This window comes from Monoglobus pectinilyticus (assembly GCF_002874775.1).
GTDB lineage: Bacteria > Bacillota > Clostridia > Monoglobales > Monoglobaceae > Monoglobus > Monoglobus pectinilyticus.
Window position 1 is genome coordinate 62,844 of the sequence record NZ_CP020991.1, and the last position, 24,653, is coordinate 87,496.

The window sequence follows — 24,653 nt, forward strand, 5'->3', positions numbered from 1 at the left end:
TATGTTGATGAGATAGATTAAAAAGTGCATAATATAAATAGAATAAAAAGTAGCGGGATAGCATGTGCTATCCCGCTACTTTCTGGTAAACTTAAAGTATAAGTAATACCGATTCAAAAATCAATACATTTTTGAATATCAAACCATTTGGTGACTCCTAGGGGATTTGAACCCCTGTAGCCGGCGTGAGAGGCCGGAGTCTTAACCACTTGACCAAGGAGCCATATGGTAGCGGTAACTGGATTTGAACCAGTGACACTACGGGTATGAACCGTATGCTCTAGCCAACTGAGCTATACCGCCAAATACTGTTATTCCTTCAATTTGCGAACAACAGTTGATATTATATCAGAGAAAATAATATATGTCAACACTTTTTTTAAAAATTTATAAAAAATTTTTTAATGCGGCTTTTTAATCTTTTACAGGCTATTTATTAGTTTTTAAATTTTCTTTTTTTATGTATATCAATTCTTAAAAAAGAAATAATATTAATATGCTGATACGATATATTATATATGGCTTGCTCGGAATGAATATGGAAATCTTCTGGACCAGCCTTTCGGGAATAAAAAGCGGTTCTCATAATTTAATCGGCCATACTTCTATATGGATGTTTTTTATATATGGTCTTGCTGTGGTCATTATGGAACCAATTCATAATTTAATTGCTGACCAAAATTGGTTTCTAAGAGGTTGTGTTTGGGCTTCGGTAATTTTTGTCATAGAATTTACTACCGGAGGTATTTTGAGATTGTTTCAAATTGAGCCTTGGCATTATACCGGTGAATTTTCTATCATGGGGCTTATTCGAATAGATTATGCGCCTGCCTGGTTTGCCGTCGGCTTACTGTTCGAACGTATTCATACTTTGCTTTTAAATTATAATATTGGGCTGAAATAGGTGATTGAATTAACTGTTTATCATTTTGTTCATATCTTTTCTCAGCCTTTTTATAATTCTTTTTTCAAGTCTTGAAATATATGATTGCGAAATACCAAGAAGGTCTGCTACTTCTTTTTGTGTCATTTCATCGCCGTTATTGTTTATTCCAAATCTTAATTCAACAATATTTCTTTCTCGGCCTGAAAGTTTTTCCATTGCAAGATAAAGCAGTTCTCTATCTGTTTCGTCTTCAATGTTTTTTTGGGTTACGTCATTATCAGTTCCCAATATATCAGAAAGTAAAAGTTCGTTTCCGTCCCAATCTACGTTTAGCGGTTCGTCAATTGATACTTCTATTCTGTTATTATTGTTTTTTCTTAAATACATTAATATTTCATTTTCTATACATCTTGAAGCATATGTAGCGAGTTTTATATTTTTTTCTGGCTTAAATGTATTTATTGCCTTAATTAGTCCGATGGTTCCGATTGAGATTAAGTCTTCAATACCTATACCGGTACTGTCAAATCGTTTTGCTATATATACTACCAATCTCAAATTGTGCTCAATTAATATTTGTCTTGCCTTGTCGGAATAGTCAGGATTTCCAAGTCTCGATGTCCACCATTGTTCATCTTCTTTATTCAGCGGAGGAGGCAGAGTGTCGCTTCCTCCTACGTAGAAAACTTTGCCATCCTTTTTTGAAACAAAGTTTAGATAAAGCTGTTTTAAGTACTTTTTTAGTTTTTGGTACATTATTCTTCCCCCTGAAGATATATTTATTATTTTTTTCTGTAAAGGCGTCCGGGCTTGCAATTGCATTATACAGACCATCGCTGCAAAACTCTGTATTTACGAACCCAACATAGCAATTTTTTTTGTCAAAATAATATTTTCCATATTTTGTTGTTATATGTTCGGGTTCAAATACCGGTATTAAGTTATCATTATTTTTGGATACAGTAGATATTTTAACCAGCCTATATTTTATATGTTCGTTTTCTAAAAATGTATATGAGTTTTTTTCGCCGCCGATTAAAATAACAGGTTTTCCGCTTAGCGGTTCAATTAGCTCACATCCTGTGTCCATTAAAATATTTAGTTTGTATTTTTTATTCATCAATATCAATTCAGCGCTTTGTATTATTTTATTTCGGCTTAGGTTTCTGCTGCATATTTTTATAAAAGCGAGAATAATCAAATAGGCAGCTATAACTAATGATATAAGAGTTGTAATGTTTAAGTCCAAGTATGGTACCCCGTTTGAGATTATAGATGTATCTTTTATAGAAATTTGATATGCTATAAAATAAACAAATCCCGAAAACAATAATGATACTATAAAGAATACCAAAGTATGTTTAATCAGTTTAATAAAAGTGTTGCACTTATAAAATATCATTACGAATAAAACAGTAAATAATATTCGGCCTAATAAAGTATATAACAAATATGTATGCGGAAAAAACATAATTACAGAATATAGAGCTGATATTGCTGAACCTAGTGCCAGTCTCAATATCGTGGTTCTAAATCTAATAATTATGCTTGCTGCAAAAATTATTAAAGAGTTAATCAAAAAATTGCTTAAATATAAAGTATCTATGTATATGGTCAATTATATCACCAAAGATATTATAGAGCAGTTTTTGAAAAAAATATGTCAGAATGGGGGAAAAATAAAAATAAATTAATTGCTGTGAAGTAACTTCGCATTTTAATGTTAAAACAATAAAATAACAAATATTTATAGTATATAGATAAAAATTTTTTAATTTTGTGTCTTGAATTCCATATTGTTATATGATACAATAAAAAAGTTAAATACATATATTTAGAAAATAATATTAAATTTTTTTAATGTAATCTTTAATAAGGGAAGGTTGATAAAAGTGGAAATCACTATAAACAAAACGCAAAATCCTAAGGCAAAGCCTGATATGAGTAATTTGCCGTTTGGAAAGTATTTTTCAGATCATATGTTCATTATGGACTATGACGAAGGAAAGGGCTGGCATGATCCGAGAATTGTCCCATATGGACCAATTGAACTTGACCCGTCTGCTATGGTTTTCCACTATGCACAAGAGGTATTTGAAGGTTTAAAAGCATATAAATCTTCTGATGGACATGTTCGTTTGTTTAGACCGGACAAAAATTTTGCCAGACTAAATGTTTCTAATGAAAGACTGGCAATTCCGCAAATTGATGAAGCTTTATGTCTTGAAGGTTTAAAAAAGCTTGTAGAATTAGACAAAGAATGGATTCCTGAGCAGGAAGGCACGTCTTTATATATTAGACCGTTTATTATTGCTACCGATCCATTTTTAGGTGTTAAACCATCCGAGTCATATAAGTTTATGATTATATGCTCGCCGAGCGGTTTGTATTATCCTGAAGGTTTAGCTCCTGTAAAAATATATGTTGAGGATTCTTATGTTCGTGCGGTTCGCGGCGGAACAGGATTTACTAAGACTGGCGGTAACTATGCAGGCAGTATTAGAGCTCAGGTTGTTGCTCATGAGAAGGGATATTCTCAGGTTCTTTGGCTTGACGGTGTTGAACAGAAATATATTGAAGAAGTAGGTTCTATGAACATATTCTTTAAAATCAATGGTGAAGTTGTTACTCCTGCTCTAAACGGAAGTATTTTGAGCGGTATAACCAGAATGTCTACTATTGAACTTTTGAAGTCTTGGGGAGTTCCGGTATCTGAAAGAAAAATATCAATCCAGGAAGTATCCGACGCTTATGATAACGGTACTCTTGAAGAGTGTTTCGGAACCGGTACCGCAGCTATTATTTCTCCGGTTGGTGAGCTTAGCTGGGATGATAAAGTTATGTTGATAAATGATAATAAAATCGGAGAGATTACTCAAAGAATTTTTGATACAATAACAAATATTCAGACCGGAAAAGAAGAAGATAAAATGGGCTGGGTTTTAAAAGTTGATTAAATAATTGATTGGGTATTATAATAATATAATTAGGAATGCAGGCATCAGTGTCATTTAAATTCAAAATATTTTGATAGAATGACCAATGCCTGTTTTTTTATAATTTAAGGGGATGAGCTGATGGAGCGCGGAAGTGGAATATTAATGCATATTTCATCTTTCCCTGCAAAATACGGAATAGGTACAATGGGAAAGGAAGCTTTTCAATTTGTTGATTTTTTGAAAAAAAGCGGTCAAAAATATTGGCAGATCCTACCTATTGGTCCTACCAGTTTTGGAGACTCACCGTATCAATCATTTTCAACTTTTGCGGGTAATCCTTATTTTATAGATTTTGATTTGCTGCGCGAAGATGGTTCTTTAAATTTAGAGGATTATTCTGAAATTGATTGGGGAAACAAGCCTGACAGAGTTGATTATGAAAAAATATTTAAAAGCAGATTTAAGGTTCTTAAGGCTGCATACTCTAGAGACAGAATAAGAAAAAAGGCGGAAATAGATAATTTTAGATTTAATCATTCATATTGGATTGAAAATTATTCTTTGTTTATGGCCTTAAAGTTTGATAATAATCTGAAAATGTATCGAAATTGGAATGAGGATATAGTAAAAAGGACTCCTGAAGCAATTATTAATGCGTATAATGATTTAAATACTGAAATTGATTTTTGGGTATATGTACAGTTTTTATTTTATAAACAATGGTATGCGTTAAAAGAATATGCTAATATGCAGGGAATAAAAATTATTGGAGATATACCAATTTATGTAGCAGAAGACAGCGCAGACGCCTGGTCTCATAACGAGGTGCTTATGCTTGATAGCTGTGGTATTCCAATAAAAGTGGCAGGTTGCCCGCCGGATGGTTACGCACCCAAAGGTCAGCTTTGGGGAAATCCGCTCTATAATTGGGACTACCTAGCTTCAACCGGTTATGAATGGTGGATAGAACGTTTAAAAGCGGCTTTGAAAATGTATGATGTTGTTCGTATTGACCATTTTAGAGCTTTTGACGCTTTTTATGCAATAGATTATGGAAAACCTGACGCCACTGAGGGAGAGTGGCTTAAAGGTCCCGGAGTTGATTTCTTCAATAGGTTGAAAGAAGCTTTGGGTGAATCTCCCGCATTAATAGCGGAAGATTTAGGAACTATAACGGATGATGTTAGAGCCTTACTGAAATACAGTGGATTTCCCGGAATGAAAGTTATGCAGTTTGGCTTTTCTCCGGGAGAAAACAGTGATTATTTACCTCATAATTATAAAAATAATTCTGTTGTATATATCGGCACTCATGATAACGATACTCTAAAAGGATGGTTTGATTCACAACCTGAAGAAGTTCAAAATTTTGCGGTTAAATATCTTCGTCTGAATAAAGATGAGGGATACAATTGGGGATTTATAAAAAATTTATTATCAACTGTTGCGAATACAGCAATAGTAACGATGCAGGATATTCTGAACTTAGGAAATGATGCAAGAATGAATACGCCTTCAACACTGGGAGGAAATTGGGAGTGGAGATTAAAGTCTATGGATTTGCTTTCAGACTCTCTTTCTTCAAAACTTTTAGAAATTACTAATATTTATTCAAGGTAAGTTATATTTTGTTTGGTTCGCCTGGAAAATTTGGGCGAACCTTTTTATTTAGAATAATTTTATAAATTATATTATTATAATTTTGTTAACCTACTTGAAGTTTAAGCTTTTATTTGCTATAATAAGTTTCAAAATTAAGAAAAATGTCTGATTAGGGCGTGTTTAAATGGGCAAAAAAAATATTGAATCAAACAAAGGAAAAAGCAAACGAATATGGATTTATTCTATTATTGGCGTGCTGTTGGTTTTGACTGGAGTTTTTTTATTAAGTGAATCTCAATTTGACGTAAATCAAATTCCTAATTTGTTTTCAGAGATGAAAAATATGCTGTTTGATAAAACAGAGAATAAAGTTCAAATTGCCGAGGAAATGCCTGCGGCTAAAATTAAGGTGTATTCAGAACAAACATCGGTTGTTGAGCCTGACAAAATAACTCCGTCTAATCTAAAGAGTGCTGATGGAACTTATAATGCTGAAGGCGGAGCTAATAATCTTTATGACGGAGATATTTCTACATGCTCAGGAAGTTCCAGTTCTTGGGCAACTCTAGATGCTGGAGAGTTAAAAACTCTTTCATATATAAGATATATACCAAACACTTCATCGCAAATCATGGGCAATACATGCGTCGGAACTAAATTTTTGGCTTCTAAGGATAATAAATATTTTGTTGAGCTGGGAACAGTTAATCCTGACGTTAACGGTGATATAAATTTAGATTGGCATACACTTGAGTTCAGCGGTTATGGAGAATACAGATATTTTAAAGTTGAGCTTTCTCCGTATGCGTCTTTTGGAGAAATTGAATGGGTAAGTGATACTGGTATAATCGCAGATGAAAATGATAAAACTGATTTTAGTTTTATGGCTTTTGACGCTATGGAAGGATTTGAAGGGTATACTGTCTTAACTATATATAATAAAGATAAAATATTAAAATGCGTGGAAACTATTGACTCTGATTTTAAGGTGGGTGATTATACAAAACTGGAATTTTCTGATATTCAATTAGAGCTTGGGGATTACATACGAGTAATAACATATGATAAGCAGGATATGAAAATGGCGGTTGACTTACCTTTGGATTATCGCTTTACGGAGGCGTCTTCAAATTTATCGGTTTCAAATATATATAGCGATAATATGATGTTTCAGGCAGATCAGGAACTCGTGGTATCAGGAAAAGGAGTGTGCGGTTCTGAAGTTAAAGCGGTTATTAGAAACATGGATACGGGACAAGAATTTTCGGGAAGCGATATTGCCAAAGATATTTCCGACTGGGAGATAAATTTAGGAGTTTTTGAAAACGGCGGAAATTATGAACTTTTTATATCGTCTGAAGATGAAAAGTTAGAATTTAAGAATATAACCTTTGGTGATATATGGGTTTTTGCCGGACAATCTAATATGGAATTTTATCTGTGCGGAGAAAAAAGCGGAAATGAACTATTAAATACTAAGGAAGGTAAGAAGAAGTCAACTACTGATAAAATCAGAATGATAAATATGTATAATATCGGATATATGGGAGCAGCAGGTGAAGTTGAGAATGTTCCGCTAAACGACTGGAACGAATATTGGACAGAACTCACGCCTGACAGAGTTTCTTATATGTCTGCAATAGCATATTATTTTTCCCAGGGAATAAAAGACCGATATGACCGTAATGTAGGAATAATCAGTGTAGCGGTCGGAGATACCGAAATTAATCAATGGTATCCAAGAGGAGAGAGTTTTGGAAAATTTACAGGTGACAGCGGAAAGCTGTACAATAACCGTATATATCCATTTACTAATCAGAAAATAAAAGGTATTTTATGGTATCAAGGTGAAGCGGATAATTACAGAACTAATATGAATGCTGAGGAATACAGCGACGCGATGGCCGGATTAATTGATCTGTACAGACAAAAATGGAGCAGTGAAGATTTGCCGTTTTATTATGTTCAATTAACAAGATATGAAACGAAGGATGCAAGTGAAATTCGAGAAGGGCAGCGCATAGCCCTCCAAAAAGTGAGAAATAAAAAGAATGTAGGAATGTTTGGTCTGCTTGATATAATCGGACGGTATGACCAAGGAGAAGGATGTGCAAGAACCGATATTCATCCATGGCAGAAAGAAGTAGTGGCAGATAGATTTCTTGATTATGTAGGACATGATATATACAAGGATTCAGAAGCCAATACTTCGGGACCTGTATATCAGTCTAAGCAGAAAATTGATAATACCATAGTTCTGACTTTTAAACATAAAGGGAAGTTAAAAGTTATGGATAAAAGTCAATATGCTGATTCTGTCTGCGAGCAAAAAATATCAGCTTCATCTACAGATACTAGCATTTTGCATGAATTCTGGATTTCTGATGAGAATGGCAAATTTTATCCGGCAAATGCAAGAATTGAAAATGATAAAGTTGTCGTATGGAGCGACAGCGTTTTTAATCCTACAGATGTTATGTATGCTTGGGGAGCGTATCCCGAAATGCCAAATTTAACTGATGATTCAGGACTTCCTGCAGTAACTTTTAATACATATAACGGAAGTGAAGTTTTATAGTGTTTATTTGATAAATATTTTGATTTATTGTTTTGACCCCGCCTAATATATTAAGCGGGGTTAAGTATAGCATGGAATAAAAAAATTACCGGTAAAATTTATAATATGACCAAAAAATTGTCAAAAAATATGGTTTGTTTATAAAATAGTAATCTAAATTATTGACATTAAAGTCATTCAAAGGTATAATAAATAGAATGCTAATTTGAGTTTTTTTGGTCTAAAACATTTTCAGTTTTTATACTGTTTTTTTGCACTCTGATTCTAAGTATAAAATCTAAAATTTGTGTCTTTTGGCAGTTTATTTTGAAGATGATATTTTGTTACATAGGAGGTATTTAAAATGTTGAAAACATTTCGTGGCGGTGTTCATCCAAACGATATGAAAGAGCCAACAGCCGGAAAGGCTATCGTTGAACTTGATCCGTCGCAGGAAATGGTTTATCCTGTTGCCCAGCATATAGGAGCGCCTGCAAGTCCGATTGTCGAGGTTGGTGATATCGTTTATGCAGGGCAGAAGATTGCAGAAGCCGGAGGATTTGTGTCTGCCTGTATTCATTCATCTGTATCAGGCACGGTTAAAGCGATTGAAAAGAGGCTTCATCCAAATGGATTAATGGTTAATTCAATAGTTATTGAGGATGACGGACAGGATACTATTTATCCTAACTTAAAGGGCTGTGATGATTATACACAGCTTTCGCCTAAGGAAATAATTGAAATTATAAAAGAAGCGGGGATCGTTGGTCTTGGCGGAGCTACCTTCCCAACACATGTTAAACTGTCGCCGCCTCCGGAAGCTAAAATAGATTATGTAATAGTTAATGCCGCTGAGTGCGAACCATATTTAACATCGGATTATAGAACGATGCTTGAAATACCTGAACAGATTATTGGCGGATTAAAAATAGTAATGCATATTTTTGGATTAAAAGATGGTTACATAGGTATTGAAGATAACAAAGAGCTAGCGATTGAGACGATGAATGCTCTTGCGGCAAAATCTAAAGATGTTGATATTCATGTGGAAAAATTAAAAACCAAATATCCGCAGGGCGGTGAAAAACAGCTTATTAATGCCATAACCGGCCGAAAAGTAGGACCGGGACAGCTTCCATATCAGGTTGGCGCCATTGTGTGCAATGTTGATACTTGCAGAGCTATTTATCAGGCTGTTAAAAGAGGTTTGCCGGTTATGACAAGGGTGGTAACAACCGGCGGTGACTGTGTTAAAAATCCAGGAAATTACAAAGTTCGTATCGGCACCTCCCTTAAAGATGTTATTGAGCAAACGGGTGGATTTGTACAAGAGCCGACCAAGCTGATAATGGGAGGTCCTATGATGGGGATGGCTATCCCTACACTTGATGTGCCGGCGGTTAAAGGCACGTCCGGTCTTTTAGCTTTTGGCCCGGATTTGGCTTATGGTTTTGAAGAAAACGCTTGTCTCAGATGTGGTAAATGTGTTTATGCCTGTCCTATGAAATTGCTGCCGAATAGGCTTGATGAGGCGGCGAGAGCAGATGATTTTAAAGCACTGGAGAAGTTGAATATTGCAGATTGTATTGAGTGTGGAAGCTGCGCGTTCAGTTGTCCTTCAAAACGCAGACAGGTTCAGCAGATAAAGGTGGCAAAAGTTAAGCTTCGTGCCGCACAGCAAAGAAATAAATAAAGGTGGAGGGAATAAATTTGGATAATTTACTTGTTGTTTCACATTCCCCGCATATATCAGGTAATGATACGGTCAGAAAAACAATGCTTGATGTTATAATTGCTTTGATTCCGGCATTGCTTGCAGGGGTTTTGGTTTTTGGGTATAGGGCTGCGGTCGTCACTGTTATCAGTGTTTTGGCATGCGTCTTATTTGAGTGGTTATGGAATAAGATATTAAATAAACCAACTACTGTTGGTGACTTCAGCGCTATTGTAACAGGTATGCTTTTGGCCTTTAATATGCCGGTTACAATTCCGCTTTGGATGGTTGTTATAGGAGCATTTTTTGCCATTATAATTGTTAAGCAATTTTTTGGCGGTCTTGGTCATAATTTTATGAACCCTGCCCTGGCTGCAAGAGCGTTTTTGCTGGCGTCGTGGGCATTAGCGATGACTACATGGGTTGCTCCGCATACAGCTGTTCCGCTTTGGAATACTGCAGATGTTGTGACATCAGCGACACCGCTTGCAGCATATGCAGGAACCGAAGGAGCTTCTCAGCTTCCAAGCTATTTTAATTTATTTATTGGAAACGTTGGCGGATGTATTGGAGAGACTTCAGCTTTGGCAATTTTAATCGGCGGAGCCTATCTCCTTATTAAAAAAGTTATAAGATTAAGAATCCCGCTTGCATATCTTTTGACATTAGCTCTTGGAACTTGGATATTTGCCGGTCCGGATGGATTTTTTACAGGAGACGCTTTGTATCAGGTTCTTGCCGGCGGCGTAATGCTGGGAGCTTTCTTTATGGCAACGGACTATACTACTACTCCATATACTCCTGTCGGTCAAATTATTTTTGGTATCGGCTGCGGAGTAATAACTGTTTTAATCAGAGTGTGGGGCGGATATCCGGAAGGCTGCTCATACTCGATTCTTCTTATGAATATTGTTACGCCTTTAATTGACAGAATCACAGCACCAAAACGTTATGGTGCCTCAAGAAAAAGAAAGGAGGCACAAGTATAATGAAAGAGACAGCTACTCTTACTATAAAGTTGCTTTTGATAACTGCGATTGTGGCAGCTCTGCTTGGCGGTGTAAATATGGTAACATCACCTATAATCGCTAAAAATACTGAGGCTGCTTTTAATGAGAATATGAAAGAACTGCTTCCTGAAGCAGATAAGTTTGAAAAGGACGGTACAAAACTGCCTGAACCTGAATCCGGTGTAACTGTTGACGGTATATATGCCGGTATGCTAAATGACGGTACTATAGTTGGATATGTCGCAAGTGCTGTATGCGGAGAAGGCTACGGCGGTGATATAGTTGTGATGGTAGGAATTGATTCAGAATGTAAGGTAACAAAAGCTAAAGTTACGGAAATGAGTGAAACCCCGGGACTTGGAGCAAAAAGTCAGTCTGATTGGATAGACCAGTATACAGGTTTGGGTCAGGATATACAAGTTGATAAGAATGGAAGCGCTGCATCAGCAGAATACAAGGTTGAAGCTATATCAGGCGCAACTATTACTTCAAAAGCCGTTACAAAAGCTGTAAACGCTTCTCTTGACGCCGCACGCGTGGTTATTGATGATAATAATATTCCGCCGGCTGAAGAAGTGCAAAATAATGAAAATTCGGATCAAAATCAAGTTGAGGAAGGTCAGCCAAGTGCTGAATCTGAAACAATAGATTCTGAAGCAGAAGTTAGTCAGGAAGATTCTGAAACTAATAGAGAAGAACCGGCTGACAGTGATGAAGATGTTGAAGGGGGTGCGGCAGAATGAAGCAAAATACATATTTTAAAACTTTCCTGAATGGATTGCTTTATGAAAATCCTTCGTTTGTATTATTTCTAGGTATGTGTCCTACTCTTGCCGTTACAACCGGAGTTGTTAACGCTATCGGAATGGGTCTTTCAACTACGGCGGTTTTGATTTGTTCGAATATCGTTATATCGCTTTTGAGAAAGTTTATACCAGACAAGATAAGAATAGCGGCTTATATAGTTATAATAGCCGGTTTCGTAACAGTTGTTCAAATGCTTATGAACGCTTATGTTCCTGCTCTGTCAAGCAGTCTTGGAATTTACATTCCTTTGATTGTTGTTAACTGTATAATTTTAGGAAGAGCTGAAGCGTTTGCCAATAAAAATTCTGTTGGTAAATCAATGTTTGATGGATTAGGTATGGGTCTTGGTTTTACAGCCGCTCTTATTTTAATCTCAGCAGTAAGAGAAATTCTAGGAGCCGGAACATTTGCCGGTATTTCATTGTTTGGCAGCGGATTTCAGCCGGTTTCCATTATGATACTTCCTCCGGGAGCATTCTTGACGCTAGGTTGTCTGCTTGCGGTAATTAATATAATTGTTATGAAAAGGAAAAAGAAAAAAACTGCTCTGAATTCGTCAGATGAAAAGGAGGGCATATAATATGGTTGCAGATTTATTGGTAATCAGTATAGGCGCTATACTTATAAATAATTTTGTATTAGTTCAGTTTTTAGGAATATGTCCTTTCCTAGGAGTGTCAAAAAAGGTTGATACATCTGTTGGTATGGGGTTTGCCGTTGTGTTTGTTATGGCATGCGCGTCAATAATAACATGGTGTGTTCAATATTATTTGTTGGTTCCGTTCCATCTGGAATATTTACAGACGATAGCGTTTATTTTAGTTATAGCTGTGCTTGTGCAGTTTGTTGAGATGTTTTTGAAAAAGTCTATTCCGTCTTTATATAGCTCACTTGGCGTTTATTTGCCGCTTATTACTACAAACTGTGCGGTGCTTGGTGTAGCTATACAAAATATAACTAAGTTCGGCGGAACAGATATGAGTTTTTTGAAGTCGGTGGTTTATGGTGTTTCAGCTGGTATTGGATTCACCATAGCTATTGTATTGTTTGCAGGTGTACGAGAGAGATTAGAAAGTTCAAACGTTCCCAAATTCCTGAAAGGTATGCCGATTACGCTCGTAACGGCGGCGCTTCTTTCGATTGCCTTCCTCGGATTTTCGGGATTAAGTTTCTAAAGGAGGGGAAATAAATGGTTTCAAGTATTCTTATCCCTGTCCTTGTTGTCGGTGGAATGGGATTAATTTTTGGAGTTTTACTTGGTGTTGCTTCAAAAGTATTTGCTGTAAAAGAGGATGAGCGTGTTCCTAAAATTTTAGAGGTTCTGCCGGGAGCAAATTGCGGAGGATGTGGCTTTGCAGGATGTTCGGCTTATGCAACTGCTTTGTGTAAAGGCGGAGTTAAGACCAATATGTGTCCTGTGGGCGGTGACGCTGTTTCCGAAAAGATTTCTGAAATAATGGGTGTTAAGAATGAAGTAAAAGAAAAAATGGTTGCCCGTGTTCTATGTAACGGAAGTCCTGAAAGAGCCGTTCAAAAATATTATTTTGACGGTCCAAGAGATTGTTACAGTGCTTCGCGTCTTGGCGGCGGGGAAAAAATGTGTGCTTACGGATGTTTGGGATTTGGCTCTTGCGTTAAGGTTTGTAAGTTCGGTGCAATGAGCATTAAGGATGGAGTAGCATATGTTGATATAGACAAATGTGTTGCGTGCGGAGCCTGTGCGGAAGAATGTCCAAAAAAGATTATTAAAATACTGCCGCTTAAAAGTAAGTATACTATAACATGTAAGAGTGTTGAAAAAGGAAAAATTACCAGACGAGACTGTGCGGTTGGTTGTATTGGCTGCGGAATTTGTGCAAAAGCTTGTCCGAAGGGGGCTATATCAATAAGTGAGCATTTGGCGGTTATTGACCCTAATAAATGTGTTAATTGTGGTATCTGCGCACAAAAATGTCCGCAAAAGGCTATTAATAAAGTTACTCCAGCTGGATTGGTTCGTCCTGAACCAAAACCGTCTAAACCTAAATTGACGCCGGAACAAATAGAAGCTTTGAAAGCTAAAAAAGCTGCTGAAAGAAAAGACTTAAATCAGTCTCCCGGCGAAAGTGAAAAGAATATAAAGTCAAAAGTTGTTGATGCAGATACTAAATTCAACGATGTTGTAAAGAATAATATTGATAGAGAAGTAAAAATAAAAAGTGGTGTGCAAATTTCTGATACTCAGGAAATAAATGTTAAAGAATCGAATAGAATATAATCATGGATTTATATTCAGGAGGTATATGTATGATTGATAATAACTGCGCATATTGTGTTGAAGGCGAGTTAGTTGAAAAGTTTGGAATAAAAATATGTGAACTCGAAACTTGTAAGGTATATTTGTTTAAAGAACAAAGTCATAGAGGAAGAGTTATAGCAGCTCATAAAAAACATGTTGGTGATATGACGGAACTTACTCCGGAAGAAAGATGCTCATATTTTGAGGATATAGCAAAAATCTCTTCTGCTCTCAGAAAAATTTTTAATCCTCAAAAAATAAATTATGGGGCATATGGGGATACCGGAAGCCATTTGCATTTTCATCTGGTTCCAAAGTATAAAGATGAATACGAGTGGGGTGGAGTGTTCCTAATGAATCCTGATCGTGTGTATCTTGACGATGCTGAATATGCAGATATGATAAATGAAATAAGAGAAGCACTAAAAGAAGAGGATGCAGGTTAAATAAAATGCAATTAAGCAGGGTCTTGTTTGACTCTGCTTAATTTAGACTCGGAGGTGTGTTTATGCTTTCAAAAATTCTCTCAAAAGAACAGTGCGCTGACTGCGGTTTTTGCTGTGTTTTCAGAAGAACCAGTATTTGGGAAACTCCTCTTTTTTCAAAGTCAGTTATTGAAAAACTCAAAACAAAATATCAAGATTCTGAATTTGTTCGCGTAGGTGATTTATATACTATAGATTTAAGCAAAGAGTATAAAACTGATTCTGATGATGAGGAAGCAGCTTGTTTTTTTCTTGACAAAAAAAGTGGCTGTATGCTTAATGATGATGAAAAGCCTCTGGACTGCAAAATATGGCCTCTTAGAATAATGAAGGATGCTGAACATTTAGTTATTGCTTTGACCCCAACTTGCAAGGAGATTAATAAATTGCCTGTTGAAACAGTTAAAGAGTTTGTCCAGTCGGGGATTGGTGAATATATTAGAGATAAAGCAATGAAAATGCCAGATATTATAAAGGAATATAGAAGTGATTTTCCGGTAATAATGACATTTTCTGATTAGTATACAAATGAAAGGTGATTTAATGCCAAGTTTAGAATTTAAAAGGATTGAACTTTCAGATAAAGAAATAGTTAATAATTTTTTAAATAAAACGAATTCGAATTCATGTCAAATGACATTCGCAAACTTGTTTTGTCTTCGTGAAAAATATAATACTGAAATATGCGTTCAGGATAATGTTTTATTTATTCGTCAGAAGAATAGAAATTTTGGCGGTGAAAATAATCAAATTGCATATTTTGTTCCGATACCGATAGGAACCGGAAATCTTGAGTCTGCCATAAATTTAATTATTGAGATATCGAGGAAAGAAGGGCATAGACCTTATTTTTTTGCTGTGACCGATGATACGAAAGATGAACTTGAAAAATTAGATAAGTTTGAGTTTTGTATAGAGGAGCAGGAAGATTGGGCAGAGTATATTTATAAAAGTGAAAAACTTGTTGATTTTTCTTCATCAGACCTTTCAAAACAGCGTAGGGCAGTAAATCGTTTTTGGAATCTCTATGGAGAGGAAACCAGGATTGAAAGAATCAGCGAAAGTAATATAAAACAATTATTAAAGTATCAAAGCAAATGGCTTAAAGAAAACATAGAGAGAAATATGGATTCTGATTCTTTAATAAAAGAAAATGTTTCTATATGCAACGCGCTTGAAAATTTTAATGAGTTAGACCTTGAAGGAATTATAATATTTGTTGGTAAATCAATCAGAGGCTATGGATACGGGACAATTTTGCCCGGAGGGGCTTTTGATATTATAGCACAGAAAGGTGATATAAGTTATCAGCAGATTTATAAGGTAGTATTGCAGGAGCATGTTAAGACCTATTATGAAAGAGCTGAATTGACTAATATGGAGGAAGATATAGGTCTTATAGGTTTAAGACGTTCAAAAACCAGGTATAGACCTGAATATATGTTAAAAAAATATACAGCTTTCTTCAAATAAGTAATTATTATACAAAAGACAGGGATAGCATATATCCCTGTCTTAATTTTGTTTATATAAGAAAATCTTAATAAATCAATAAAATTTATCTTTGTCAACATTAAGCCCATACTTCTCGTTATATTTTTTGAGCTGCTCTTCTTTATTCTTTTCAAGTTTTATATCTTCATGTATATCAGCGACCTTTTGGGTAACCATTTCGATCTGATGTTTTTCCTGCATACGGTCTACAAGAGTTGTGTTGTAGACTGGGTCTTCATAGTGAGCTGCTTGGTATTTATAAACAAGTTTGAGCAATACTGGTGTGATTATCGTAGTGACCACCACGACAATTACAACGGGAGCAAAGAACTCCTGAACCATTAAACCAAGAGCTGCACCCTTGCTGGCGACAATCAGAGCAACTTCACCACGTGAGATCATTCCAATTCCTATCTTTGTAGACTGTAGATTAGTATATCCGCACATTTTAGCACCAACGCCGCACCCGACTACTTTTGAAAGTATAGAAACAATTAATAAGAAAAATGTGAAAGCGATTATAGCCGGTCCCATTGAGTTAATGGTAACTTTTAATCCGACGCTGGCAAAAAATACAGGAGAGAGCAACATAAAAGACACCGTATCGAATCTGGAAATTATATATGAAGTCCTTTTAGTTCCTGATAATATAAGCCCGGCAACGAAAGCTCCAGTTATATCTGAAACACCAAAAAATGCTTCAGAGCAATATGCCATAAGAAGACAAAATACAAAACTCAAAACGCTGAAACGGCGTAAATCTTTTTTATAACCATTCATCCAAGGCCTAACAAATTTAAAAAACAGATAAGCGACAATACCACAGAATGCAAAGAAAGCTAAAATTTTAATAAGTACAATCGGTAGACTTATAGTCGGATCAGCACAGCTGGTTATTATTGTGAGCGCTATAATACCTAAAACGTCATCAATAAGTGCCGCTCCTAAAATAGCATTACCTGAATGGGTAGAAAGCTTGCCTAATTCTTTGAGCGTTTCAACTGTGATACTTACCGATGTTGCAGTTAAAATAACGCCAATAAAAATGTTTTGCAGCAGCGTATTCGGGTCACCTGATTTGTTAAAAAAGTAAGCTACAACCCAACCGCCAATCAAAGGGAGAATAACACCCATCAGTGCTATAACCGTAGAGGCTACACCGCATTTTTTCAATTCTTTTATATCGGTTTCGAGACCTGCGCTGAACATTAGAACTATGACGCCAAGTTCAGATATAGAAGTTATAAAATCCGTGCTGTGAAGCCATCCAAGGCAAGCCGGTCCTAAAATTAAACCTGCCAGCAAAGCACCGACAACCTGAGGCATTTGTATTTTTCTTGTGAGCAAACCTAATAATTTAGTGCTTAACAATATAAGCGCTAAATCAATCAAATATCCATATTCCATAATCCCTACCATCCTTATAAATTCATATTAACCCCAAAATAACATTATAGCTTTTATTTTATAAAAATATATTGATGCAGAACACAAATTGATTTAAGCAATAATGCACCAAGAACTATGATACTACTTTTTTTAGTTTTTGTCTACCTATATTTTATCGTTAATGTGTTTTTTTTTGCTATTATTTCTGTTTTGAAAATATCTTGGAATATAATGTATAATAGTATAAAGATTTGTTATAGTATATCAATTATAAAACTTGTTAATTAATGATTTTATTATTTATAGGTAATAATTATATTGTACAACATAATCAAAAATCTGCATAATCATAAATACATCATATTGAAAAGACCAGCAAACGCTGGTCTTTTTCGTATATTTATGATGAAATTATATGTGTAAAACAAGAGAGATATTATTGTTACAGATCACGGCAACTACACATTATATGGTGTAAATAATATGTTAAAATATTATGTATAACTCATCCTCATTGCTCCGCAAGCGGTCAAAGCCGTTGTTTTTACCAAAATTATTTTATATTGTCAACAACCTCAAAGTTATATGACAAATAGCTCTGTCAAATAGCTTTGAAAAATGAAACTAATTTTATGTCATAAATTAGTTTTTAAGACTATGTATCGGTGCAGGAATACGTCCGCCGCGGTTAATAAATACTTCACTGCTGTAGTTATGAACAGGCATAACCGGAGCTTCACCGAGCAGTCCTCCAAATTCAAGAGAATCTCCAACAGTTTTACCGGCAGCAGGTATTATTCTGACAGCTGTGGTTTTTTGGTTAATAACTCCTATTGCCATTTCATCTGCAATAATCGCGGAAATTGTTGACGCCGGCGTATCTCCTGGTATTGCTATCATATCCAGACCTACCGAACAAACACATGTCATAGCTTCCAGCTTATCTAAAGTTAGAGCACCGCATTCAGCTGCGGATATCATACCTGCGTCTTCACTAACCGGAATAAACGCACCGCTAAGTCCGCCAACATAGCTTGACGCCATAACTCCGCCTTTTTTGACCGCGTCATTTAATAGTGCAAGAGCAGCGGTAGTGCCGTGGCATCCGCACTTTTCAAGCCCCATTTCTTCAAGAATATAAGCTACGCTATCGCCAACCTCAGGTGTTGGAGCAAGTGATAGGTCAACTATTCCATAAGAAGAGTTAAGCATCTTTGAAGCTTCGCGAGCTACAAGCTGACCCATTCTCGTTATTTTGAAAGCAGTCTTTTTTATAGTTTCAGATACAGTGCCAAATTCTTCACCTTTGACTTGCTCAAGTGCTTTTTTTACTACTCCGGGACCGCTTACGCCTACGTTTATAACAGTATCGCCCTCACCTACGCCATGAAACGCTCCAGCCATAAAAGGATTATCCTCAACAGGATTGGCGAAAACAACAAATTTTGCACAGCCCAAAGAGTCATCATCTTTTGACATGTCAGACATCTGTTTGATTATTTCTCCCATCTCTTTGACTGCATCCATATTAATACCGGCTTTAGTTGTTGCAACTCCGACAGAAGAACATACATATTCAGTGGTTGAAAGAGCTTCTGGAATTGATTTTATCAATTTTTTATCCGATTCGGTATATCCCTTATATACAAGAGCGGAATATCCGCCGATAAAATTAACTCCGAGTTCTTTTGCAGCCTTGTCCAATGTTTTTGCAAACTGAACATAGTTATCAGTTTTGCTTGCTGCAGCAACCAATGATATTGGTGTAACTGATATACGTTTATGTATAATAGGGATACCATATCTCCTGCTGATAATATTTCCGGTTTCGACTAAATCTTTTGCACATCTAGTGATTTTATCGTAGATTTTTTGACATGCTTTGTCAGGATTCTCGTCTGCACAATCTAGTAATGATATTCCCATAGTTATAGTTCTAATATCTAGATGTTCATCCCTAATCATTTTTATGGTTTCGGTAATCTCATTTGTATTTAAGTTTATCATATGTATTTCCTTTCGGTGGTTTAAATTCTGTGCATTGAATTAAATATGTCTTCATGTTGAATTCTAATTTCAACTCCAAGTTCTTTTCCCAGGCCGGCAAGTTTATCAGACAGTTCGCCGAAATCTAATTTGGTTGAGCTTACATCGACGAGCATTACCATGGTGAAAATATTTTGCATTATTGTTTGGTTAATATCGAGAATATTAATATCGTTTTCATAGAGCAGACTGCTGGTTTTCGCAATTATACCCGTCTTGTCTATTCCCATAACTGTTAATACTGCTTTCATAATTTTTCTCCTTAAGTATATAATTATAATTTATCTTATGTTTAGAGTAATGGTCTAAAGATTTTAAACCATTACTCTAATAAATATATTATCATTAAATTTTAAAAAAGTACAGTACAATATTACATCAATTTAAAATTGCTATACCTATATTAAGATACAATGCAAAAATGCACCATAATAAATATGGTATCAGCATATAAGCAGACGCTTTGGATATTCTATAAAATGCTAAAATGTTTAAAATAATCAGAGCAATTAATATTGTAAGCCATACAGCTGAAAACGTGTGCAGTCCGAATACAAAAAATAAAATTGTCCAAGCAAAGTTAAAAAACAGCTGTAAGCCAAAAATTAAATAGCATAATGATTTCTTAGGCTGCGGAGCCGTTGAGTTAGCAATTCCATACAGTGATAAACTCATAAGAAAATATAAAACCGCCCATACTATAGGAAAAACCACACCTGGCGGTGAAAGCGGAGGCGACGCGAGATTTGCATATTCTTCCATAGCGTTTTTTGTCAATATTTCTGATAAAAAGGCAACTCCAAATGGTATCAAAAATGACAAAATGAGTTTTTTCAAATTTAATGTTTTAAACATACAACCACCTCATATATTTTTTAGTATATTGTATGTTTATTGTTATAATTGTATTCAACCGATAAAGCTAGTGAACAAAAAATACGTCTTATATTAGACCATAATTTTTTAATCCAACAGTTATTCCTTCATTCAACACGGTTTCTGTTACAAAACTTGCTATATTTTCAAGTTGCTTTGTGTGTTTTCCCATTGCAATACCGTATCCAACAGTTTTCAGCATATCATAGTCATTATCACCGTCTCCAAAGGCATATGTATCATTTAAGTCAAGTTTAAAGTGCTTCATTATTTGATTTATACCCGAAGCCTTTGAAATGTTTTGTTTAACCAGGTCGCCGGAAGGATTGGAACGGTGTTTGGTTATATTATATTTATCTCCAAAATTTTCAATTAGTTTGCTGAATAACTTGTCACCGTTATACGTAAACATCATTTTATTTGCCTGAACTATATTTATATCTTCCGGCATTGGGAAGAAACAGTTCATGCTAATATTAAAATGATTCATCATTTCCATAAAACTTTCATAATTATTTTTGCTGTAATAGCAGGCGTCATGATTTTCTGTAATATAACCATAATTATTTTCATCAAAATAACTTATTAATTCAGTTAATTCATTTGTTGTGAGTTTATCATTTATAATGTATTCTCCGTTTACAGTGGCACAAGCTCCATTTGATGTAATATAACAATCAAAGTCAATTCCTGTTTCAGGTACATAACAGCGTGCTCTGCCGGTTGCAAGACCAACCATGAAATTGTTTTCCTGCAGTTTTTGAATAGAATCTTTAGTAGATTTAGTAGGAATAAAGATTTTTTCACCTTCGTCAACAAGGGTACCGTCGAAGTCAAAAAATACTGCTCCCCTGTAATTCTTCATAAATATATCTCCTTATATCTTGTTTAGTCATGATTCAGCAGACTGAAATAGATTTACTTAATCTTTAAATATTCTACCTCAAACTTTAAATCTTTGCAATACATTTTTTATATAATAGGTAATAAATCTATTAAGAAAATTTGCGCCTATTATGTATTTATATTGTATAAAAATTTTTATATAGTTCGATTTTATATAATTTAAGTAATATTTTTCTTCGTATTCTTTTTTACAAATATGAAAAAATAAGTATGGAGGATTATTATGAAAACACTAAAAAAATCATTGACATTAATATTTATAATTTCTTTGTTTTGCATCACAGCAGAAGCAAAGACAATACAGCATACGGTTGTTAAAGGCGAAAGTATGTGGAAAATAGCAGTAAAATATCAGGTCGGATTAAGTGAGATAATCTCAGCTAATCCTCAAGTATCTAATCCTGCTTTAATTTATCCGAATCAGGTTTTAAATATACCATTGATGGATGAGTCTATAACTTCTTTCGAGCAGCAGGTAATAGATTTAACAAATGAAAAAAGGGCATCACGAGGATTAAAACCTTTGAATGCTAATTGGGAATTATCAAGAGTCGCTCGTTATAAATCTCAAGATATGGCAAATAACAAATATTTTTCTCATACCAGTCCTACGTATGGTTCACCTTTTAATATGATAAAGAATTTTGGAATCAAATACCGTTCAGCCGGAGAAAATATTGCTTATGGTCAGCGTACACCGGCACAGGTTGTAAACAGCTGGTGGAATTCGGCAGGTCACCGAGCAAATATGCTTAACGCTAATTATACTGATATTGGCGTAGGCTATGTAGCAAATGGAAACTATTGGACTCAGATGTTTATACAAAAGTAGGATATTTTAGAAATCTCAGAAAGAAATTTTAAAACATGTGTAAAAGCTCTCAACCGAGGGCTTTTAATTTGTTTGAAAATTTAGATTATAATAATTTATTTGACATAATATATTATATAATGCTATAATCATAACATGAATAAATTTTTGCCTATTTCTAAAAAAGATTTAGATTTAAGAGGAATTAAGCGGCTGGATTTTGTATATGTAATCGGTGACGCATATGTTGACCATCCGAGTTTTGGACATGCAATAATTTCTCGTGTACTTGAACATAATGGATATACTGTAGGAATAATTTCACAGCCGTCATGGAAAAGCTGTGATGATTTCAAAATACTGGGAAAGCCCAGATTGGGCTTTATTGTTATGTCCGGAAATATTGATCCCATGGTAAACAGATATACTGTTTCGAAAAAGGTCAGAAATACAGATTTATATTCTCCGGGCGGAAAAGGCGGAATGAGACCTGATAGGGCTACAATAGTATATTGTAATAAAATAAGAGAAGCCTTTGGCAGTGTTCCGATTATTATAGGCGGAATAGAAGCAAGTTTGAGACGATTTGCACATTATGATTATTGGAGCAATAAAGTAAGAAGAAGTATTTTAATTGACAGTGGAGCTGACCTGCTTATATTTGGTATGGGTGAAAGGCAAATAGTTGAAGTGGCCGAACTTCTTGACACTGAAGTTCCTGTGAGTGAAATCAAAGGAATTTTGGGAACCATGTATATAGAGAATGATAAAAATAATCTTCCGTATGATGCAATTTCGCTTCCGGGATTTGATATGGTTTCAAATGATAAAAAATCTTATGCTATAGCGACAAAAATTCAATATGAAGAACAGGACGCTGTCAGAGGAAAACCTTTGGTTCAACTCGACAATGACAGATATATTGTGCAAAATCCGCCTGCTGCTCCTTTATCCACTGAAGAACTTGACGATGTCTATGCTTTGCCATATATGCGCACTTATCATCCGATATATAAAAAACAGGGCGGAGTTCCTGCGATTAATGAAGTAGAGTTTTCTATTACTTCATGCCGCGGGTGTTTTGGAGGCTGCAATTTTTGCGCTTTAACATTTCATCAAGGAAGAACTGTAACTGCACGAAGCCATAAGTCAATAATAAACGAGGCTGAACTGTTAACAGAATTAAAGAATTTTAAAGGTTATATTCACGATGTCGGAGGACCGACTGCAAATTTTAGATTCCCTTCATGCGAGGAACAACTTCAGAGAGGTGTGTGTAAAAATAAACAGTGTCTTTTCCCGCAGCCTTGTAAAAATCTAGTTGTTGACCATTCTGATTATATTGAGCTGCTTAGAAAGCTTAGAAAGTTACCTAAGATTAAAAAAGTTTTTATTCGCAGCGGTATAAGATTTGATTACTTAATGGCAGATAAAAATGGTAGTTTTTTATATGAATTATCAAAATATCATATAAGCGGACAATTAAAGGTTGCTCCTGAACACATTTCAGATAATGTTTTGAAATATATGGGTAAACCTAAGCATGAAGTTTTTGAAAAATTTTCCGCTAAGTATAAAAAAATAAACGAAGAGTTAGGTAAAGAACAATTTTTGGTACCTTATTTAATGTCATCGCATCCAGGCAGCACTTTAAAAGACGCAGTTAAGTTAGCGGAATATCTTAGAGATACAGGACATAATCCAGAACAGGTGCAGGATTTTTATCCAACGCCCGGAAGTATATCTACTTGTATGTATTATACCGGTATCGACCCTAGGACTATGACAGAAGTTTATGTTCCAAAAACATATGAAGAGAAGCAAATGCAAAGAGCACTTCTCCAATATAGAAACCCTAAAAATTATAATTTGGTTCTGAAAGCCTTAAAAAAGGCAGGCAGGGAAGATTTAATTGGATTTGATTCCAAATGTTTAATTAAACCGTTAGGAAATAAAAAAATATATAAACCTGATACAAAGAGGAGAGGATAATAATGGCAAAGATATTGAGCGGTAAAATTGTTTCTGCCCGTGTAAAAGATGAACTTAAAAAAGAGGTGGAAGAACTATCACAGCGTGGAAAACAAACAGGACTTGCTGTTGTTCTTGTTGGGGATGATTCTGCTTCAAAAGTTTATGTCAGAAATAAGGAAAAAGCTTGTGAAGAGGTAGGAATTTATTCAGAAGTTCATAGGTTGTCTGAAAATACATCGGAAGAAGAACTTTTAAAACTTATAAATGAATTAAATGAAAATGATAAAATTGATGGAATATTAGTTCAGCTTCCATTGCCAAAACATCTTGATGATAAGGTTATAATTGATAATATTAAACCTGAAAAAGATGTTGATGCTTTTCATCCAAGTAATGTTGGTAAAATAATGATTGGAGATTACGACTTTTTGCCTTGTACTCCTGCCGGAATTATGGAATTAATACATGAAAGCGGAGTTGAAGTTGACGGAAAGACATGTGTTGTTATAGGAAGAAGCAACATAGTCGGAAAGCCAATGTCAATGCTGCTTTTACATGAAAACGGTACTGTTACAACATGCCATTCTCATACAAAAAATTTAGCTGAAGTTACAAAAAGTGCTGACATTCTTGTGGCAGCTGTAGGTATTCCTAAATTTGTAAAAGCCGATATGGTAAAACCCGGTGCGGTAGTCATTGATGTCGGAATGGATAGAGACGAAAATGGAAAGTTGTGCGGCGATGTTGATTTTAATGAGGTTGAGCCTGTTGCAGGAGCAATTACTCCGGTTCCCGGAGGAGTTGGACCTATGACAATAGCTATGCTTATGAGAAATACTGTTACAGCTTCAAAAAAGAAATTAGAAAAATAAAAATGAA

At 35.2% G+C, this 24,653-nt stretch carries 23 protein-coding genes and 2 tRNA genes; 16 read left to right on the plus strand and 9 right to left on the minus strand.

The features are described from left to right. Window positions 1-148: 148 nt before the first annotated feature. Window positions 149-223, minus strand: a tRNA-Glu gene (locus B9O19_RS00270). A 3-nt stretch (window positions 224-226) separates the two neighbouring features. Beyond that, window positions 227-303, minus strand: a tRNA-Met gene (locus B9O19_RS00275). Between the two features lie 193 nt (window positions 304-496). Between B9O19_RS00275 and B9O19_RS00280 the strand changes: the two genes are divergently transcribed. Then, entirely contained in the window at window positions 497-904 is a 408-nt protein-coding gene (locus tag B9O19_RS00280; protein ID WP_102364598.1) for a hypothetical protein, read from the plus strand. 9 nt (window positions 905-913) lie between these two features. On the opposite strand, the gene sigE is transcribed toward B9O19_RS00280, so the two are convergent. Then, a complete protein-coding gene (gene sigE / locus B9O19_RS00285; protein WP_102364599.1) occupies window positions 914-1,642 on the minus strand; it encodes an RNA polymerase sporulation sigma factor SigE in 729 nt (242 codons plus the stop codon). Next, the gene (locus B9O19_RS12190) at window positions 1,527-2,504 is read right to left on the minus strand and encodes a sigma-E processing peptidase SpoIIGA (RefSeq protein ID WP_102364600.1); all 978 of its coding nucleotides are present in this window, start codon (window positions 2,502-2,504) and stop codon (window positions 1,527-1,529) included. The genes sigE and B9O19_RS12190 overlap by 116 nt, the downstream gene beginning before the upstream one ends. 274 nt (window positions 2,505-2,778) lie before the next feature. On the opposite strand from B9O19_RS12190, the gene B9O19_RS00295 reads away from it, so the two are divergent. The 12 genes from B9O19_RS00295 to B9O19_RS00350 all read left to right on the plus strand — a co-directional run bounded on the left by B9O19_RS00295 (window position 2,779) and on the right by B9O19_RS00350 (window position 15,751). Further along, on the plus strand, window positions 2,779-3,843 hold the full coding sequence (locus B9O19_RS00295; protein ID WP_169925259.1) for a branched-chain amino acid aminotransferase: 1,065 nt from the start codon (window positions 2,779-2,781) through the stop codon (window positions 3,841-3,843). A 120-nt stretch (window positions 3,844-3,963) separates the two neighbouring features. After that, window positions 3,964-5,445 (plus strand): 4-alpha-glucanotransferase, encoded by a 1,482-nt coding sequence (gene malQ, locus B9O19_RS00300; protein ID WP_102364601.1) that lies wholly within the window; start codon window positions 3,964-3,966, stop codon window positions 5,443-5,445. A 166-nt stretch (window positions 5,446-5,611) separates the two neighbouring features. Next, entirely contained in the window at window positions 5,612-8,005 is a 2,394-nt protein-coding gene (locus B9O19_RS00305; protein ID WP_102364602.1) for a sialate O-acetylesterase, read from the plus strand. Window positions 8,006-8,348: 343 nt separating this feature from the next. Beyond that, a complete protein-coding gene (rsxC, locus tag B9O19_RS00310; protein ID WP_102364603.1) occupies window positions 8,349-9,677 on the plus strand; it encodes an electron transport complex subunit RsxC in 1,329 nt (442 codons plus the stop codon). Between the two features lie 17 nt (window positions 9,678-9,694). Beyond that, the gene (locus B9O19_RS00315; protein ID WP_102364604.1) at window positions 9,695-10,687 is read left to right on the plus strand and encodes an RnfABCDGE type electron transport complex subunit D; all 993 of its coding nucleotides are present in this window, start codon (window positions 9,695-9,697) and stop codon (window positions 10,685-10,687) included. Then, the gene (locus tag B9O19_RS00320; protein WP_102364605.1) at window positions 10,687-11,451 is read left to right on the plus strand and encodes an RnfABCDGE type electron transport complex subunit G; all 765 of its coding nucleotides are present in this window, start codon (window positions 10,687-10,689) and stop codon (window positions 11,449-11,451) included. Before B9O19_RS00315 ends, B9O19_RS00320 begins: the two co-directional genes overlap by 1 nt. Further along, a complete protein-coding gene (gene rsxE / locus B9O19_RS00325; RefSeq protein WP_102364606.1) occupies window positions 11,448-12,095 on the plus strand; it encodes an electron transport complex subunit RsxE in 648 nt (215 codons plus the stop codon). The genes B9O19_RS00320 and rsxE overlap by 4 nt, the downstream gene beginning before the upstream one ends. Window position 12,096: 1 nt before the next feature. Continuing rightward, on the plus strand, window positions 12,097-12,690 hold the full coding sequence (gene rsxA / locus B9O19_RS00330; RefSeq protein ID WP_102364607.1) for an electron transport complex subunit RsxA: 594 nt from the start codon (window positions 12,097-12,099) through the stop codon (window positions 12,688-12,690). A 14-nt stretch (window positions 12,691-12,704) separates the two neighbouring features. Then, complete coding sequence (locus B9O19_RS00335) at window positions 12,705-13,772, plus strand: RnfABCDGE type electron transport complex subunit B (RefSeq protein ID WP_102364608.1); 1,068 nt, start codon at window positions 12,705-12,707, stop codon at window positions 13,770-13,772. 29 nt (window positions 13,773-13,801) lie between these two features. After that, a complete protein-coding gene (locus B9O19_RS00340) occupies window positions 13,802-14,239 on the plus strand; it encodes an HIT family protein (RefSeq protein WP_169925260.1) in 438 nt (145 codons plus the stop codon). 62 nt (window positions 14,240-14,301) lie between these two features. Further along, a complete protein-coding gene (locus B9O19_RS00345; RefSeq protein ID WP_102364609.1) occupies window positions 14,302-14,799 on the plus strand; it encodes a YkgJ family cysteine cluster protein in 498 nt (165 codons plus the stop codon). Window positions 14,800-14,821: 22 nt separating this feature from the next. Beyond that, window positions 14,822-15,751 (plus strand): DUF2156 domain-containing protein, encoded by a 930-nt coding sequence (locus tag B9O19_RS00350; RefSeq protein WP_158648869.1) that lies wholly within the window; start codon window positions 14,822-14,824, stop codon window positions 15,749-15,751. 75 nt (window positions 15,752-15,826) lie between these two features. Here B9O19_RS00350 and B9O19_RS00355 read toward each other — a convergent pair whose 3' ends face one another. The 5 genes from B9O19_RS00355 to B9O19_RS00375 form a co-directional block, all read right to left on the minus strand. Further along, window positions 15,827-17,182 (minus strand): cation:proton antiporter, encoded by a 1,356-nt coding sequence (locus B9O19_RS00355; protein WP_102366566.1) that lies wholly within the window; start codon window positions 17,180-17,182, stop codon window positions 15,827-15,829. 621 nt (window positions 17,183-17,803) lie between these two features. Then, window positions 17,804-19,168: a PFL family protein gene (locus B9O19_RS00360; RefSeq protein ID WP_102364611.1), complete on the minus strand. Its 1,365-nt coding sequence runs from the start codon at window positions 19,166-19,168 to the stop codon at window positions 17,804-17,806. 20 nt (window positions 19,169-19,188) lie between these two features. Beyond that, window positions 19,189-19,458: an ACT domain-containing protein gene (locus tag B9O19_RS00365; protein WP_102364612.1), complete on the minus strand. Its 270-nt coding sequence runs from the start codon at window positions 19,456-19,458 to the stop codon at window positions 19,189-19,191. Between the two features lie 127 nt (window positions 19,459-19,585). Next, on the minus strand, window positions 19,586-20,062 hold the full coding sequence (locus tag B9O19_RS00370) for a TspO/MBR family protein (protein WP_102364613.1): 477 nt from the start codon (window positions 20,060-20,062) through the stop codon (window positions 19,586-19,588). A gap of 88 nt (window positions 20,063-20,150) precedes the next feature. Then, window positions 20,151-20,948, minus strand: a complete 798-nt coding sequence (locus B9O19_RS00375) for an HAD family hydrolase (protein WP_102364614.1) — start codon at window positions 20,946-20,948, stop codon at window positions 20,151-20,153. 264 nt (window positions 20,949-21,212) lie between these two features. Here B9O19_RS00375 and safA point away from each other — a divergent pair, with 264 nt between their 5' ends. From safA to folD, 3 genes are all read left to right on the plus strand, one after another. Next, a complete protein-coding gene (gene safA, locus B9O19_RS00380) occupies window positions 21,213-21,821 on the plus strand; it encodes a SafA/ExsA family spore coat assembly protein (RefSeq protein ID WP_102364615.1) in 609 nt (202 codons plus the stop codon). Between the two features lie 135 nt (window positions 21,822-21,956). Continuing rightward, entirely contained in the window at window positions 21,957-23,792 is a 1,836-nt protein-coding gene (locus B9O19_RS00385; protein ID WP_102364616.1) for a YgiQ family radical SAM protein, read from the plus strand. Beyond that, a complete protein-coding gene (gene folD, locus B9O19_RS00390; RefSeq protein WP_172620962.1) occupies window positions 23,792-24,646 on the plus strand; it encodes a bifunctional methylenetetrahydrofolate dehydrogenase/methenyltetrahydrofolate cyclohydrolase FolD in 855 nt (284 codons plus the stop codon). The genes B9O19_RS00385 and folD overlap by 1 nt, the downstream gene beginning before the upstream one ends. Window positions 24,647-24,653 lie beyond the last annotated feature (7 nt).

Bases quoted from the DNA above. Each gene is read 5' to 3' on its own strand.
- B9O19_RS00385 (WP_102364616.1), top strand. From the start codon at position 21,957: ATGAATAAATTTTTGCCTATTTCTAAAAAAGATTTAGATTTAAGAGGA.
- B9O19_RS00370 (WP_102364613.1), bottom strand. From the start codon at position 20,062: ATGTTTAAAACATTAAATTTGAAAAAACTCATTTTGTCATTTTTGATA.
- malQ (WP_102364601.1), top strand. From the start codon at position 3,964: ATGGAGCGCGGAAGTGGAATATTAATGCATATTTCATCTTTCCCTGCA.
- B9O19_RS00350 (WP_158648869.1), top strand. From the start codon at position 14,822: ATGCCAAGTTTAGAATTTAAAAGGATTGAACTTTCAGATAAAGAAATA.
- rsxE (WP_102364606.1), top strand. From the start codon at position 11,448: ATGAAGCAAAATACATATTTTAAAACTTTCCTGAATGGATTGCTTTAT.
- safA (WP_102364615.1), top strand. From the start codon at position 21,213: ATGAAAACACTAAAAAAATCATTGACATTAATATTTATAATTTCTTTG.
- B9O19_RS00365 (WP_102364612.1), bottom strand. From the start codon at position 19,458: ATGAAAGCAGTATTAACAGTTATGGGAATAGACAAGACGGGTATAATT.
- sigE (WP_102364599.1), bottom strand. From the start codon at position 1,642: ATGTACCAAAAACTAAAAAAGTACTTAAAACAGCTTTATCTAAACTTT.
- B9O19_RS00375 (WP_102364614.1), bottom strand. From the start codon at position 20,948: ATGAAGAATTACAGGGGAGCAGTATTTTTTGACTTCGACGGTACCCTT.
- B9O19_RS00305 (WP_102364602.1), top strand. From the start codon at position 5,612: ATGGGCAAAAAAAATATTGAATCAAACAAAGGAAAAAGCAAACGAATA.
- rsxA (WP_102364607.1), top strand. From the start codon at position 12,097: ATGGTTGCAGATTTATTGGTAATCAGTATAGGCGCTATACTTATAAAT.
- B9O19_RS00360 (WP_102364611.1), bottom strand. From the start codon at position 19,168: ATGATAAACTTAAATACAAATGAGATTACCGAAACCATAAAAATGATT.
- B9O19_RS00280 (WP_102364598.1), top strand. From the start codon at position 497: ATGCTGATACGATATATTATATATGGCTTGCTCGGAATGAATATGGAA.
- B9O19_RS00320 (WP_102364605.1), top strand. From the start codon at position 10,687: ATGAAAGAGACAGCTACTCTTACTATAAAGTTGCTTTTGATAACTGCG.
- rsxC (WP_102364603.1), top strand. From the start codon at position 8,349: ATGTTGAAAACATTTCGTGGCGGTGTTCATCCAAACGATATGAAAGAG.
- B9O19_RS00335 (WP_102364608.1), top strand. From the start codon at position 12,705: ATGGTTTCAAGTATTCTTATCCCTGTCCTTGTTGTCGGTGGAATGGGA.
- B9O19_RS00345 (WP_102364609.1), top strand. From the start codon at position 14,302: ATGCTTTCAAAAATTCTCTCAAAAGAACAGTGCGCTGACTGCGGTTTT.
- B9O19_RS00340 (WP_169925260.1), top strand. From the start codon at position 13,802: ATGATTGATAATAACTGCGCATATTGTGTTGAAGGCGAGTTAGTTGAA.